At 65.0% G+C, this 15,297-nt stretch carries 11 protein-coding genes, 1 tRNA gene and 1 pseudogene; 6 read left to right on the top strand and 7 right to left on the bottom strand.

What is annotated here, in order from left to right:
- The first annotated feature begins 20 nt into the window (after positions 1–20).
- The 4 genes and pseudogenes from OVY29_RS03645 (at position 21) to OVY29_RS03630 (ending at position 6,307) form a co-directional block, all read left to right on the top strand.
- Positions 21–491, top strand: coding sequence for a hypothetical protein (locus tag OVY29_RS03645; RefSeq protein WP_152567680.1), 471 nt, complete (start codon positions 21–23; stop codon positions 489–491).
- 59 nt (positions 492–550) lie between these two features.
- Complete coding sequence (locus OVY29_RS03640) at positions 551–1,834, top strand: TolC family protein (RefSeq protein WP_313910950.1); 1,284 nt, start codon at positions 551–553, stop codon at positions 1,832–1,834.
- Positions 1,831–3,072, top strand: a complete 1,242-nt coding sequence (locus OVY29_RS03635) for an efflux RND transporter periplasmic adaptor subunit (protein WP_037557060.1) — start codon at positions 1,831–1,833, stop codon at positions 3,070–3,072. Before OVY29_RS03640 ends, OVY29_RS03635 begins: the two co-directional genes overlap by 4 nt.
- A 28-nt stretch (positions 3,073–3,100) precedes the next feature.
- A pseudogene (locus OVY29_RS03630) lies at positions 3,101–6,307 on the top strand (efflux RND transporter permease subunit).
- A gap of 104 nt (positions 6,308–6,411) precedes the next feature.
- Here the strand turns inward: OVY29_RS03630 and OVY29_RS03625 are convergent.
- The 5 genes from OVY29_RS03625 to OVY29_RS03605 all read right to left on the bottom strand — a co-directional run bounded on the left by OVY29_RS03625 (position 6,412) and on the right by OVY29_RS03605 (position 11,608).
- A complete protein-coding gene (locus OVY29_RS03625; RefSeq protein ID WP_313910949.1) occupies positions 6,412–7,191 on the bottom strand; it encodes an AraC family transcriptional regulator in 780 nt (259 codons plus the stop codon).
- A gap of 99 nt (positions 7,192–7,290) precedes the next feature.
- On the bottom strand, positions 7,291–7,578 hold the full coding sequence (locus OVY29_RS03620; RefSeq protein WP_037557061.1) for a DUF3325 domain-containing protein: 288 nt from the start codon (positions 7,576–7,578) through the stop codon (positions 7,291–7,293).
- Positions 7,575–9,146, bottom strand: coding sequence for a PepSY-associated TM helix domain-containing protein (locus tag OVY29_RS03615; RefSeq protein ID WP_313910948.1), 1,572 nt, complete (start codon positions 9,144–9,146; stop codon positions 7,575–7,577). Before OVY29_RS03615 ends, OVY29_RS03620 begins: the two co-directional genes overlap by 4 nt.
- Complete coding sequence (locus OVY29_RS03610; RefSeq protein WP_052182427.1) at positions 9,143–9,451, bottom strand: hypothetical protein; 309 nt, start codon at positions 9,449–9,451, stop codon at positions 9,143–9,145. Before OVY29_RS03610 ends, OVY29_RS03615 begins: the two co-directional genes overlap by 4 nt.
- Positions 9,452–9,511: 60 nt before the next feature.
- The gene (locus tag OVY29_RS03605; protein WP_313910947.1) at positions 9,512–11,608 is read right to left on the bottom strand and encodes a TonB-dependent siderophore receptor; all 2,097 of its coding nucleotides are present in this window, start codon (positions 11,606–11,608) and stop codon (positions 9,512–9,514) included.
- 177 nt (positions 11,609–11,785) lie between these two features.
- Between OVY29_RS03605 and OVY29_RS03600 the strand changes: the two genes are divergently transcribed.
- Complete coding sequence (locus OVY29_RS03600) at positions 11,786–12,433, top strand: DUF4198 domain-containing protein (RefSeq protein WP_313910946.1); 648 nt, start codon at positions 11,786–11,788, stop codon at positions 12,431–12,433.
- Between the two features lie 23 nt (positions 12,434–12,456).
- Here the strand turns inward: OVY29_RS03600 and OVY29_RS03595 are convergent.
- Positions 12,457–12,541 (bottom strand) — tRNA-Leu (locus OVY29_RS03595).
- 103 nt (positions 12,542–12,644) lie between these two features.
- On the opposite strand from OVY29_RS03595, the gene OVY29_RS03590 reads away from it, so the two are divergent.
- Positions 12,645–13,754 (top strand): AI-2E family transporter, encoded by a 1,110-nt coding sequence (locus OVY29_RS03590; protein WP_313910945.1) that lies wholly within the window; start codon positions 12,645–12,647, stop codon positions 13,752–13,754.
- A gap of 1 nt (position 13,755) precedes the next feature.
- Here OVY29_RS03590 and OVY29_RS03585 read toward each other — a convergent pair whose 3' ends face one another.
- Positions 13,756–15,210, bottom strand: a complete 1,455-nt coding sequence (locus OVY29_RS03585) for a coniferyl aldehyde dehydrogenase (protein WP_313910944.1) — start codon at positions 15,208–15,210, stop codon at positions 13,756–13,758.
- Positions 15,211–15,297 lie beyond the last annotated feature (87 nt).

The following is a 15,297-nucleotide window of genomic DNA, read 5'->3' as shown; positions in this document are numbered from 1 at the left end:
ACAATAGGAGGCCGTTCGGCTTGCCAACCGAAATGCCGCAAATTAAACGCAGCTTCGTGCTCTCGTCCGTTTCCTCCCGCTTTGATCGTCTGATCGGCACGCTGTGTGTCGCTTTGATGCTGTTCTATGCGGCGACTGCACCCGCCAAAGCCGCCGATCAGATCCAGCACAGCCCGGTATTCATGATCTCGCACCAGCATGGTGAGTTGGCCGATTTCGCGGTCGACACGGTGCACGATAGCCCAGCCGAACATGCGGACCATCACGACAATGCGCCGGCGGATGACGAAAGCACGCCCGGCGACCATCTCGCCGGCGGGCATCACCACCACGGCGACACAGGACCTAACCTGCTCGTCCCCAATGCCGTGACCGCCTCCGGTATTGCGCCGATCGGAAGTCTGCATGGGATTGGCAACGACAGGCAAATCGCGGGTCGCAGATCCATTGGCCCCGAGCGCCCTCCCCGACCCCACTCGCTGACCGTTTGAGTTCCTGCGCCTCGTAGGCGTGGGAGGTTTTCCACGCCATTCAGCGAGGCTGTTATCACATGTTTTCCCGATCTCGCGCGCGCTCCGGCGCGCACGCTATCCGCAGAGCCATGCTCTGCGGCGGCGTCCTGCTGGCTGCCGCCGCGCAGCCTGTTTGGGCGCAAAATTTAAGTCTGGAAGAAGCGCTGTCGCGGGTCGCGACAAGCGATCCCGCCCTGGCCGCCAACATCGCGCGCCTCGAAGCCGCGGATGCCGTCATCCTGCAGGCCGATGTCCGGCCGCGCGACGTGGTCGGGATCGATCTCGAGGATTTCGCGGGCACCGGTCCCTATTCGCCGCTGAGCCGACCGCAGACCACCGGCTGGTATGAGCGGACATGGGAGCGCGGCGGCAAGCGCGAGGCGCGTATCGGTGCCGCGCGCGCCGACGCGGCCGTCGTCGGCGCCCAGAACCGGGTTCGCCTGCTCGACCGTTTCGCTCGCGTGCAGGCGGCCTGGGTTGAGGCACTTGCCGCGGAAGCGGCGGTTCCTGTCGCGGAGTCCCGTCTTGCCGAGGTGAAACGCGTTGAACTGGAGGTGGTAAAGCGGGTCACCGGCGCACTCGATCCCTGGTTCGCTGCCGAGCGTGCCCGCACCAATGTCGCCCAAGCAGAAATCGCCGCCGACCAGGCGCGAGAGAATGCCCGGATTGCGCGGGCCAGCCTCGCCGCATGGTGGGGCGGCGGCGGTGATTTCAAGCTCGATCCGGCCGCCCTGCTCGTGCTCGATGTCCCAGCGCCTCCCCGCAGTGGCTCGGTCGATATCGCTGTTCTTACTGCCGAGCTCAATGCGGCCGAGGCCAAGGCAAAGCTCGCCGAGACCGGCAATATCGCCGATCCCAGCGGGCGTGTCGGTCTCCGCTATTTCGGGGACGGCAACGACCTTGCGATCATGGTCGGCGGATCGATCCCGCTCGGCACCAAATCCGCGAACCGAGGCAATGTCGTTCGGGCTCGAGCCGATCAGCGCGCGGTTGAGGCCGATATCGCGGTAGCGCGGATCGAGATCGAGCGGGAGATCGACAAACTCGTTGCCGACCGGCGCCTGATCGCGACCGAAATCAAGCGGATCGACGCCGACGCGCTCCCGAGCGCCAACCGCGCCGTCCGGCTGATTCGCGACGGTCTCGCACGCGGCGGCACCGCCTTCACCTTCCTGGAATATGCGCAGGCGCAAGCGGCGACCAACGAAGCGCAATCGCGGCGGATCGAGCTGCTCAGGCGCTTTCATTTGCTCGGCGTGCGGCTCGACCGGCTTTTCGGTCGCCACGCGCCGCTGCTTGCCAAAATGGAGACAATCCGATGAGAATATATCTGCTGGGGGCGGCACCGGTCGTGGTCCTCGCCATGCTTGCCGCATGCGGCGAAACAGCGACGCCTGAAAAGGGGAACGCGGCGGCCGCTGCGAGCGAATATGAACGTGGCCCGCACGGGGGACGCATGCTTCGCAGCGGTCCCTTCGCGCTTGAGATTACCATCTTCGAAGATGGCGTCGATCCCGAGCTCCGCGTCTACGCCTATCGCGACGACAAGCCGGTCAAGCCGACCGAAGTGGCTTTGGCGATCGAACTCGGTCGCCTCGGCGGCAGGATCGACCGATTCAGTTTCACCCGGCAGCACGATTTCCTGCGCGGCAGCGGGGTGGTCGCCGAACCGCATAGCTTCGACGTCCGGGTGACGGCGTCCGAAGGCGGCCGCAATCACAAATGGGCCTATCAATCCTATGAAGGCCGCACGGTCATTGCGCCCGAGGCGGCGAAGGCCGGCGGCGTGAAGGTCGAGGCCGCAGGACCGGCGACGGTCAGCGACCTCATCGACATGGGCGGCCGGATCGAAATCACGCCCGAAGGAAAGGCCGATGTCCGCGCGCGGCTTCCGGGCCTGATCATGTCGCTGAACGGCAAGCTTGGTCAGCAGGTCCGCCGCGGCCAAGTGCTGGCCCGGGTGGAATCGAGCCATTCGCTTCAGATTTATACGGTGCCCGCCCCGATCAGCGGCACGATCGTCGAGAAGAATGTCAATGTGGGCGACACGACCGGTGACCGCGCGCTGTTTGTGATTGCCGATCCGACCAAACTCCACGCTGAGTTCTTCGTTTATCCGCGCGATGCCGAGCGGGTGCGGGTTGGGCAGCCGGTGAGCCTCAAGAGCGTTTCGGGCGAAGCGCGCTTTCAGGCCGAGGTCGAGGCGGTGCTGCCAACGGCGGATGTCGCGAGCCAGACGATGCTCGCGCATGTCCATCTGCCGCCGGTCGCGTCGCGCGAGTTCAGGCCCGGGATGGGCGTGGAAGGCAGCTTCGCCGTGTCGCAAGCGAATGTCCCGCTCGCGGTTCGGACCAAGGCGATCCAGCGTTTCCGAGACTTCGAGGTCGTCTTCGCCAAGGTCGGCAACACCTATGAGGTGCGGATGCTGGAAATCGGTCGCCGCACCCCCGAATGGACCGAAGTCCTCGGCGGACTCGCGCCCGGCGAAATCTATGTCATCGACGGCGCCTTCCTGATCCGCGCCGACATCGAGAAGTCGGGGGCCAGCCATGACCATTGACGCAAGCGCGCCGGCGGGCAGGCCTCCCCTGCTTGAACGGCTGATCGCCGCCGCAATTCGCTTCCGCTTGTCGGTCATCGCAGTTGTTGTCCTGCTCTGCGCGATCGGCGTCTGGAGCTTTCAGCGCCTGCCGATCGACGCCACGCCCGACATCACCAACGTCCAGGTCCAGATTAATAGCGAGGCGGCGGGCTTTTCCCCGCTCGAAGCCGAGCAGCGCGTCACATTCCCGGTTGAGAGGGCGATCGCCGGCCTGCCGGGGCTCCAATACATCCGCTCGGTCTCGCGCTATGGCCTCTCCCAGGTCACTGCGGTGTTTGAAGATGGCACGAGCATCTATTTCGCGCGCCAGCTCATCAACGAACGGCTGCAATCGGCGCGCGAATAGCTACCGCCCGGCGTAACCCCCGAAATGGGACCAATCGCGACCGGCCTTGGCGAGATCTTCATGTATACGCTGGAGGCCGATCCGGGGGCGAAGAAGCCCGACGGCAGTGCTTATACGCCCGAGGATTTGCGCACGCTACAAGACTGGGTGATCCGGCCTCAGCTTCGCAACACGCCGGGGGTGACCGAGGTCAACAGCATCGGCGGCTACGAGCGCCAATATCATGTGACCCCGATCCCGGCGCGGCTTTCGGCCTATGGCCTGACGCTGGCGGATGTCGTGCAGGCGCTGGAACGCAACAACGACAATCGCGGCGCGGGCTATGTCGAGCGCTACGGCGAGCAATATCTCGTCCGCACCCCCGGCCAGGCTGCGGGGCCCGACGAGCTCGGGATGATCATCGTCAGCAACCGGAACGGCGTGCCGATCCGCGTCGCCGACGTTGCCGACATCAGCATGGGCGAGGAACTGCGCACCGGCGCCGCGACAGAGAATGGCAAGGAGGTCGTGCTCGGCACCGTCTTCATGCTCGCCGGCGAGAACAGCCGGATCGTCGCGCGCGCCGCGGCAGAACGGCTGGAAGTAGCGGCAAAGGCGCTTCCTGCGGGCGTCAAGGCCGTGCCGATCTATGATCGCACCAACCTTGTCGAACGCGCGATCTGGACCGTCGAGAAAAATCTTCTCGAAGGCGCGCTGCTCGTCATCGTCGTGCTCTTCCTGTTGCTTGGCAATGTCCGCGCCGCGTTGATCACGGCGGCGGTCATTCCGATCACGATGTTGATGACGATCACCGGCATGGTGCGCGGCGGCGTGTCGGGAAACCTCATGAGCCTCGGCGCGCTCGACTTCGGCCTCATCGTCGATGGCGCCGTTATCATCGTCGAAAATTGCCTCAGGCGCTTTGGCGAAGCGCAGCACAATCTCGGTCGCCTGCTCGATCGCAACGAACGCTTCGGGCTCGCCGCCTCCGCAACCTCGGAGGTCATCCGGCCATCGCTGTTCGGCGTGCTGATCATCGCGCTCGTCTATGTGCCGATCTTCGCGCTCACGGGCGTCGAGGGGAAGATGTTCCATCCGATGGCGATCACCGTCGTGATGGCGCTGACCGCGGCGTTAATCCTGTCGCTGAGCTTCGTGCCGGCGGCGGTCGCGCTGTTCGTGACAGGCAAGGTCGAGGAGAAGGAAAGTCGGCTCATGCTTTGGGCGCGCAAGATCTACGCGCCCGCGCTCGACAAGGCGATCCGCCTGCGCACTGCCTTCATCGCGGCTGCGGTCGGCCTCGTCCTCGTTTCGGGGTTCGCGGCCGGCCGCATGGGATCGGAGTTCGTACCCAATCTCGACGAAGGCGATATCGCGCTCCACGCGCTGCGCATTCCGGGCACGAGCCTCACCCAGGCGGTGGACATGCAGACCGCGCTCGAAGCACGGATCAAGCAGTTCCCCGAGGTTGACCGGGTGGTGGCGAAGATCGGGACGGCCGAGGTCGCGACCGACCCGATGCCGCCCTCGGTTGCCGACACCTTCATCATCATGAAGGACCGCAAGGATTGGCCCGATCCGCGCAAACTCAAGGGCCAGCTCGTTCGCGAGATGCAGGCGGCGGTCGCAAAGATTCCGGGCAATAATTATGAGTTCACCCAGCCGATCCAGATGCGGTTCAACGAACTCCTCTCGGGCGTGCGCGCCGACGTCGCGATCAAGATCTTCGGCGACGATCTCGACACGCTTCACGAGATCGGACAGCAGGTCGAGAGTGTCGCCTCGGGTATCGAAGGCGCGCAGGATGTCGGCGTCGAGCAGGTCACTGGCCTGCCGGTGCTGCAGATCACGCCTGACCGCGCCGCGCTCGCGCGCTTCGGTCTCAATGTCGGCGACATTCAGGATGTTGTCGCCGTGTCGGTCGGCGGGGTCGAAGCGGGACAGATTTTCGAGGGCGACAGGCGCTTTCCGATCATCGTGCGCCTGCCCGAGACTATCCGCGAGCAGGTCAACGAGATCGGCCGCCTGCGCATTCCGCTTCCGGCAAACGGCTTTTCGCCCGACGTCACGTTTGGCGGTGCGCCCGATGCGGGGATGCGCGGCTTCGTGCCGCTCGCCGAGGTCGCGAAGGTCGAGGTCGTGATCGGCCCCAACCAGATCAGCCGCGAGGATGGCAAACGCCGTGTCGTGGTGACCGCCAATGTCCGCGGCCGTGACCTCGGCTCCTTCATCGGGGAGCTGCAGACCAAGGTCGGGTCGGAAGTTGAGGTGCCGTCCGGCTATTGGGTCAGCTACAGCGGCACCTTCGAGCAGCTGATCTCGGCCGCGAAGCGACTCCAGCTCGTCGTGCCCGCGGCGCTGCTGACGATCTTCGGCCTGCTTTATGCGCTGTTCCGGTCGGGCAAGGACGCCGCGATCGTCTTCTCGGGGGTGCCGCTGGCGCTCACCGGAGGCGTTGCCGCGCTCCTGATCCGCGGCATGCCGCTGTCGATATCGGCGGGAGTCGGATTCATCGCCCTCTCCGGCGTTGCGGTACTCAACGGCGTGGTGATGCTGAGCTTCATCAAGCAGCTCCGCGAAAGCGGAAGCGGGCTCGAACAGGCGATCCGCGAAGGCGCGCTCACCCGTTTGCGTCCGGTGCTGATGACCGCGCTCGTGGCGAGCCTCGGCTTCGTGCCGATGGCGTTCAATGTCGGCGCGGGCGCCGAGGTACAGCGCCCGCTCGCGACGGTGGTGATCGGCGGGATCGTTTCGTCGACGATCCTGACCTTGCTCGTCCTGCCGGCGCTCTACCGCATCGTCCATGGGCGGACAGAAAAGGAGGAAGCCAACTCGCCGACGGCGAGTACCGCGCCCTTGGCGGTATGAACCCGATCCTTCCCGGCGCGCTTGGCGAAGCCGGGATTTTATGCCGCGTCGCTGGCGGGTATCATGAAACTTCCACCGGCGCTTCTCGGAAACCACGACAGGCATCACGGCAAAGGCGCAGCCGGTCCATGCTGCCCCTTTTCGCGTCGGCGCAAGTCGGTCGGCGTCGTGCCGAACCGGCGCACGAAGGCGCGCGTGAAGCTGGCGTTGCTTTGATAGCCGCAGCGATAGCCGACGCTGGAAATGGGAAGGTCACTCAGCGAAAGCAAGGTGCGCGCGTGTGACAGCCGTCGCTCGCTCACCGCCTCTGCAACAGTGCATTTATACATCTCGCGAAAACCCTGCGTCAGCTTCGCCTTGCCGAGCCCCGACCGCCGCGCGACCTCCGCCACGGTCAATGGCTCGCGCCAGCTTTCGCTCACCAGCTGATGCGCGGCAGCGACGCGCTTGGCATCGATCTCGCTCAGTGACGTCTTGCCGTGAAATTCGACCATCCGATGCTCTTCGAGCGCCTCGAACAGCCGGCAGAGCAGTTCGAGGCTGCGCGCGATGCGGAGCATGCCCGCCACTTCGCTCTCCCCCTCGACCGCGACGAGCGCGCGACCAAGCTCGCGCAGGTCGGCGGAAAGATACCAGCTTTCCGCCACACTCGGCAGCAGGCCGAACATGCGCAGGCAGGCGGCGCGGCTGATCGCGAACAGCAGAATATGGCCGCCCGCTCCGTGATCGACATTCTCGCTCGCCAATATGCTGACCGCGGGTTCACCCATATCGCCGAAGCCGATGACGATCGGCTCGGGCGGCAGCCACGCCGGATCGACGCGCCCGCGCCCGACGAAGCTGGCGAATTCCGCCGATATGATGATGGCGCGCTTATGTGTCATCGAACCTGCCAGCCTCTCCCGAACCGCCAAGGGCATGAATCCCTTAGAGTTCGCGAAGAAACGCGTCCAGTTCGGCCGACGACGCCTTCGTTCGCAGGATCAGCGGCCGGCGGTTCCGCGGGCCGACAGGCGGTTGAGAAGCAGAACGGTGAGCAGTGCGCCGCCGCTAAGCTGCCCGAGCCATTCGATCGCGCCATAACCCCAACCGAGCGCGAGGCCCGCCACCGGATAAGCGGACAGCAGGAGGAACAAGCCGCCCCGGCGCAGACGGGCGGTCGCCCCTGCGGGGAGCTTGCGGCCCAGAAGATCGCGCTGGTGCCGGTCGCGCGCGGCGCAAAGCAGCACGAAACCTGAAAAGGCGAGCAGGAAGAGCAGAGCATGGATCATGCCGCCTCCACGCCCGGTATCGCATCGGTGGGCGAACGGCGCGCCATGGCTCTGCCGCCTTGCGCCCTGCCCCTCCGCGCAGCTTTCAGCGCTACCCAACCAAAGCCGGCGGCAATAAGGATCATCGCGCCGTCGAACACGGCAAAGACGCTGTCGCCCGCGGCAAGGCTGGTGAAGAAGCCCCGATCCGTGGTCAGGGCGTTGACGACGGGCACCGACGCGAACGCAAGCGCAGTTGCCGACAATGTTTCGAGCCAGGCGTTCCGCGCGGGCCGCGCCAGCGCCCATACCGCCACCGCGCCCCAGGCGATAAACATGGTGTCGATCTCTTGGTCGCTGCGGTCGGCGATGCCGAGCGGCAGCAGGCGGTTGGCGAGGAAATAAACGGCCATGCCGAAGGGCAGACCCGCAATCGCCGCGATGTTCAGCTTTTCGACGAGCCGGAAGCCGAAATGCGGCCGATCGGGATCGGGAAGCTTGGCGCGGCGCTTCACCGTCCAGAGGATCAGACCCGACGCGACCATGATGCAGCCCGCCAGCCCGGACATGAAATAGAGCGCCCGCAGCCAAGGCGAGGCGAAGCGGCCGGCATGGAGCCCGATCATCGTGCCCTCGGTCGCGGTCGCGGCGCCCGAGGGGTCATACGCACCGACCGGGACGCCCGTTACCCCGTCGAAGGTCAGCGAGCGCAAGCGAACCGACATGCCCGCATCGGGCGCGCTCGTCACGATGACCTGCGCCGAGCGATCGCCGGGGTTGAGGATGCGTACGCTGCCGGCGGCGACTCCCCAGCTTCGTTCGGCGCGCTCGACGATCGGCCCGATCGGTGCAAGCGGCGCAGGCCCCGTCTTTTCCGCCGGCACGGGCCAGGGAAAAGCGGCTTCGAAATATTTGTCCTGATTGGCGTAATTGGCGGCAATGCCCCACGGCATATAGTGTGTCGCGAGGCTGACGAGGCCGGTATAGGTGATCATCAGGATGAAAGGCAGGAACAGCACGCTCGACGCATTATGCGCATCGAGCCAGCTCCGCTGGCCCTTCCCGAGCCGTAGCAGGAAGAAATCGGTCAGGATCTTCTTGTGCGTAACGATACCGCTGAGGATCGCGATCAGCATCGCCATCGCCGCGATGCCGACCAGCCAGCGCGCCCAATACCAGTTTAGATAATGAAGATCGTAGTGGAAGCGGTAGAGGAACCATCCGCCCAGCGTCTCGCGGGCGAAGACCTTGGTCCCTGTGCCGTCGAGCCGCGCGCTGGTCGGCGCATCGGCGGGAGCCTCGGGGCCGTTCACCCAATAAAGCTGCAGGCCGGCGGCGCGCTTTCCCGTCGAATAGATCGACCATTCGCTGCCGCCGGGCGCCTCGCGCTTCAGCCACTCGGTCGCCGCGACGAAGCCGCTCGCCCGGTCGGCCGGGACACTCTGCACTTCGGGCGTCATCCAGCGCGTGATTTCTTCCTGAAAATAGGCCGATGTCCCCGTCACGAAGATCGCAAACAGCAGCCAGCCGAGCAGCAGCCCGGTCCAGGTGTGCAGCCACGCCATCGATTGCCGGAAGCCGCTCTTCACAGCCGGCCTCCGACCGCGATCAGCGCCCAATCGGCGGCACCCGCGACGAGTCCGGTGGCAACGAGGCCGAGCCACAGCTTCGCGACCGAGCGGACCGCGAAGGCGGTCATGGCAAGGCCTGCGAAAATCGCAAAGGAAAGCGTGGTCGCGCCGATCGACGCCTGTGCCGCATCGCCCGGCAGAAGTCGCGCGACGAGCATGGTGAGCGCGCTCGTTACGGCATAGTTGAGCGGCACCGCGGCGACCACACGCGCCGCAATGCCGCGCGCACCCGCGCCGCGCAATTTTGGGACCGCTCTGCTCATCGCGTCCCTATCGCAAAACTGCGACTGACTCGCAATAGCCTCGCGCCCATCCCATATGTATCAGAAGCGATAACCGACCGTTCCCATCACATTGCGCGGCGCGCCGACGAAACAGTCGCCGCGCGCGAGACAGGAAGCGAAATATTTGTTGTTGAGCAGGTTCGTCGCGTTGACCGCGAAACGCCAATTGTTCCAGTTGATTTCCGCCAGCGCGTCGACCGTCGTGCGCGATGGCGTGACGATCGACCAGACATCGCTCGTCGACACGCTCTTGCCGCTATAGACGACGCCGCCGCCGAGACGCAGCTGCGCTTCTTCCGGAAGCCCGAAGGTCTTGGTCGACCAGAGCGACGCGGTGTGGCGCGGCATATAGTCGAGGCTGGTGTTGGTTTCCGACTTGAGCTTCGCATAGCCGTAATTGGCGAGCAGTTCGAAATTGCCCGGCAGCGTGTGGCTGGCCTCGATTTCGAAGCCCTTGGTGTCGAGCACGCCCGACTGGGCAGTGCCGCCGGCGGCGAGATAGAGGACGCGGTTGCGTTCCTTGATCTTGAAAGCGGTGGCGGTGACGAGGGTATTCGGCGTCGGCTGCCACTTGATGCCCGCTTCGTACTGCGTGCCGGTTTGCGGGACATAGGGATCGCCAAAGCTGCCGTCGCTATTTTCGATGCGGCCGGCGACCGGCAGGAAGCTTTCGGTATAGCTGAAAAAGGGCGAGAAGCCCGCGCCGATCTCGCCGATGATGCCGGCGCGGAAGGTGGTGGCATTGTCCTTTTGCCCCGAAGAGCCTGTGACGCGGTCGCGGCGGGCGCCGAGCACAACCGAGACGCGGTCGAAGAAGCGGATCTGGTCCTGGACATAGACGCCGAGCTGCTTCTGGCTTTCCGCGACGAAGTCGCCGCTGGGCTCGTAGGCGAGTAGCGCGTCGCCATCGATGTCGTAGAGATCGACGATCTCGAAGCCGAAAATCCCCCGCTTTTGCACCTTGTTCCAGCTGTAATCGACACCGACGAGCAGCTTGTGCTCGATATCGGCGCCGGTATTGAAATTGAACTGGAGATTATTGTCGGTCGAAAACACGTTCATCCGCGCGTCGCTGGCGTCGGCATAAAGGCCGATCGTCCGCCCGTCGGTGCCATAGACCGAGAAGGGGTCCTGCGGGTTCGTATAGCTGTCGGCATAGTGAGTCTTATATTCGAGGTCGCTGTCGATGTAGCGCGCCTTGAGGCTGAGCTGCACATTGTCCGAGAAGCGGTGGGTGATCGATCCGCCGCCCTGGAGCGAACGGCCGGCATAGCGGTCCCAGCCGGGCTTGCCGACGAAGGTGTAGCGGTCGAGCCGCTCGCCGGCGACGGGATTGGGGCGGAAGGTGCCGACAATCGGCAGGAATTGCGAGGTCGAGCCGGTGTCGTCCTCCTGATAGAGGCCGGTCAGCACGACGTCAGTGTCGGGGGTTGGCTGCCAGCGGATCGAGGGCGCGAACATCACCCGGTCGTCGGGGACGTGGTCGACATAGGTGTCGGCATCGCGCGCGCGACCAACGAAGCGGACGGCAAGCGTGTCGGAGGCGGCGAGGTTGATGTCGCCCAGCACTTCCTTGCGGTCAAAGCTGCCATAGACGAGGCTCACTTCGCCGCGCGTGTCGAAATCGGGCGTCTTGCTGACGAGGTTGACGAGGCCGCCGATCGACCCCTGCCCGAACAGCACCGAGGCCGGGCCACGTACGATCTCGACGCGCGAGAAATTATAGGGGTCCGACGTGATCGAGGCATAGTAGCTGAAGATGTCACGCATCCCGTCGCGGAATTGCAGCGCATCGAGCCCGCGCACGTTGAAGCCGTCGACGCGGGTGTCGCGGCCATAAGGATTGGCGAGCACACCCGCGGCATATTTCACCGTGTCGCTGATGCTGATCGCGCCCTGCGCTTCATATTGCTCGGCGGTGATGACCTTGATCGGCTGCGGCAGTTCGGTGAGCGCAGTATCGGTCTTGGTTCCGGTATAGCCGGTGACGACGATCGCGTCCTCGCCGGCGCCCGCATCGGCTTCGGCCGCTGCGTCAGCGAACGCGGCATCGTCCGCCCCCTCGCCCGCCCAAGCCGGATTGGCGGCAAGAGCCAGCGTGGCTGCTCCGCAGAGCGCGATCATTCGGACGGTCATGGCATTTCCCTTTTTGCGACTCAATCTCAATTAAGGGCGGCAGCTAGAGCGAATAGGTCGCAATAGCAAGCTAATAATAATCGTTTGCAATAGATGGCGTTCAAGGTCACACACACCCTCCAACGGGCTGCCCCGCAGCCCCACCGCCGCTTCGGCATATTTGAAAGAGGACGCCCGATGAAAAAGACCTTGGCCGTGCTGATGGCTTTCAGCTTCCTTGCGTCACCTGCCGCGGCTCACGAGGTCTGGATTGAACGCGATGCGCGCGGCCCCGCACGCATCTATCTCGGCGAGCCCGCCGATCCGGTCCCCGAAGCCGGCGACCCCGAATTTTCCAAGCTGACCGCCCCGCGCCTGATCGCGGCCGAGGGCGCGAAGCCGGCGGCGCTGGTCCGTCGCGCGAACCATATCGAAGCGCCGGTGACCGGCACGGACGACGTCCGCCTGACCGACGACAATGTGTTCGCGCCATGGGAGGCCGAGGGCGGCAAATGGGAAGGCGTGATCTATTATGCGCGCGCCGGACGCACCGAAACGCGGTCGGCGCTCGACCTCGAAATCGTTCCAACCGCTGCCGAAGCGAACAGCTTCGTCGTCCACTGGATGGGCAAGCCGCTTCCCGGCGCGAAGGTGACGGTGATCAACGCCGACCGCTGGCAAAAAAGCTTCGCCGCCGACGATCAGGGCCGCATCGACGTGCCCGTGACAGGCTCCGGCCGTTACCTGCTGTCGATCTCGCACGATGTCGAGGGCGTTCGCCCGCTCGGCGGCAAAGACGTCGCGAAGACGTACCACATTTCGACGCTGACCTTCGTCGCGCGATAGGCGTTCGCCGCGATCGATTGCCTTGGTGCCCCTGGCCGGACTCGAACCAGCACTCCTTGCGGAACTCGATTTTGAGTCGAGCGCGTCTACCAATTTCACCACAGGGGCCCGTGGACGCGGAGCCGTTGCCACAAAAGCACGGTCCGCGTCCAGCGTGAATCACGGTGAAGCATATGGTTGCGCGAAACATCGCCGCCGATAAGGTGGTGCGATGACCGAAAAGACGCCGGCGCCCGCCGCCTCGCCCGCCCGACCGCAGAGCAAAACGAGGCCCGTCGGCGCTCCGCCGCCCGCGTTCGGCGCAGGCCGGATCGCGGGAGCGACACTGATCGTGCTAGCGCTGGTCGGCGTCGCGCTCCTGGTGATCGAACTGACGCGGTTCTTCATGCTCGTTTTCGCAGCGGTCGTGCTCGGCGCGATCTTCGACGCCATCGCGAGCTGGCTTTGCCGCAAGATGAAGATCGGCCGCGGCGTCGCGCTGGCGCTGTCGGTCGCCGGGATCGTCGCGATCTTCGCGGGCGCCTTCATGCTGTTCGGATCGCAGCTGGCGCGCGAGGTCGACACGATTCGCGAGCAGATTCCGCAAGCCCTGCGCGGCGTCGAGGCATTTCTCGACCGCTATGGCTTGGGGCAACGCGTGCGCGAGTTGGCCGAAGTGGGCAGCGACGATATCTCGCGCCTCGCATCGCAAGCGGGCGGCTATGCCCTCGCGGCGGGCAGCGGCATCGCCGATTTCGTGCTCGTGCTCGTCGCGGCGATCTTCCTCGCCAGCGACCCTGCGACTTATCGGCGCGGGCTGTTGCTCATGCTTCCGGCGCGCGCGGAAGAGACGGGGGCACTGGCGCTCGACGACGCGGCGCGCGGATTGAAGGGGTGGATGGTCGGACAGGCGGTGTCGTCGCTCGTCGTCGCGGCGCTGACCTGGGCCGGGCTCGCGCTGCTCGGCGTGCCCGCTGCGGGCGGTCTCGGCCTGATCGCCGGTCTGCTCGACGTCATCCCGATGATCGGGCCGATCATCGCTGGCGTCCCGGCCGTGCTGCTCGCCTTCACCGTGTCGCCCATGACGGCGCTGTGGACGCTCCTGCTGTTCCTCGCGATCCAGCAGTTGCAGGGCAATTTCCTGCAGCCGATGATCCAGAAACAGGCGGTCGACGTGCCGCCAGCGGTCCTGCTGTTCGCGGTGGTCGCCGCTGGCATCTTGTTCGGCTTTCTCGGCGTCCTGCTCGCAGCTCCGCTGACCGTCGTCGCCTATGTCCTTGTCCAGCGCATCTATGTGAGGACCCTGCTCGGCAAGCCGATCAGGATCGCCGGCAAGGATTGAGCTATTTCTTCAGCTCCTTCGCCAGTGTCTTCGCCGTCGCCTTGCCATAGGGCGGCTTGAAGCCCGCGAGCCCCGCGACATCGAGCTTGGGCTGGCGATAGACCGCGCGCGCGTGGCTGAAGGTGCGAAAGCCGTCGACTCCGTGATAATTGCCCATGCCCGACGGCCCGACCCCGCCGAACGGCAGGTCTTCCATCGCATTGTGGAACAGCACATCGTTGACAGTCACGCCGCCCGAGATCGTGCGCGTGAGCACGCGATCCTCCTCGCTCTTGTCCTGCCCGAAATAATAGAGCCCGAGCGGGCGGTCGTTGGCGTTCACATAATCGATCGCCTCGTCGATATTCCTGTAGGTCTTGACCGGCAGCACGGGTCCGAAGATTTCCTCCTGCATCACCTTCATGTCGTCGGTCGGATTGCGGACGATGTGGAGCGGCATCTTGTGGCCGTTGGCGCTCGCGAAATCCTCGCCGCCCGGATTGACCTCGATCACCTCGGCACCCTTCTCGCGCGCGTCGGCGAGGTAGGATTGCAGCCGGTCATAGTTCCGGCCGTTGACGACCGACGTATAATCGTCGTTCGCGAGCAGGGTCGGATAGAGCGCCGCCGCGCCCTTCGTCACGCTGTCGATCACCTCGCCCTCCTGATCCTCGGCGACGAGCAGATAGTCGGGCGCGAGGCATATCTGTCCCGCGTTCATCATCTTGCCGAGCGCGACCCTCTGGCCGACGAGATCCTTGTTCGCGCTGCGCCCGATGAAGGTCGGCGACTTGCCGCCAAGCTCGAGCGTGACGGGGACGAGGTTATCGGCGGCGGCGCGCATGATGTGACGCCCGACACTGGTCGCGCCGGTGAAGATCATATGGTCGAAGGCGAGCTTCGAGAAAGCGATGCCGACCTCGGCGTCGCCGGTGAACACCGCCATTTCGCTCTCGTCGAAATAATCGGGAACGAGCCGCGCCATCAGCGCCGATACATTTTCGGTAAACTCGCTCGGCTTGATCATCGCGCGGTTACCCGCGGCGAGGATGCCCGCCATCGGGACGAAGACCATGCCGACGGGAAAATTCCACGGCGCGACGACCCCGACGACGCCCTTGGGCTGATAGACGACCTCGGCCTTCGCGCCGAGCAGTCCGAGCGGAAAGGTGGGTTTGCGCTTCTCGCCCTTCGCCCAGCTCGCCATGTGCTTTTTCGCATGCTTGAGCGCGCTGACCGACGGCATGATATCGGTCATCAGCGTCTGGTCGCGGCTACGATGCCCGAAATCCTCGCTCACCGCCTTGGCGAATTCCTCGGCATGGTCGACGAGCAGCGCGACCGCACGGTCTATACGGTCGGTGCGGACGGCGAGGCTTTCGGGCATGGCTGCGGTGAAGCTCGCCCTTTGCGCAGCAAGCACCTCGTGCATGCGCGCCGTTTCGCCGGCTAGATCCTGCTTGATCGCGGTGGCCATGACCCGTCTCCCCTATGCTTGGCGGCGATGTTTGATCATGTCGCAAGGCCGGTTGCAAGTTGAAACGCTCTCCCCATCTTTGCCCTA

It is taken from the genome of Sphingopyxis sp. SE2, from assembly GCF_032227185.1.
Lineage (GTDB): Bacteria > Pseudomonadota > Alphaproteobacteria > Sphingomonadales > Sphingomonadaceae > Sphingopyxis.
The sequence above is the reverse complement of the archived record's forward strand: the minus strand, read 5'-3'. Positions and strand labels throughout refer to the sequence as shown.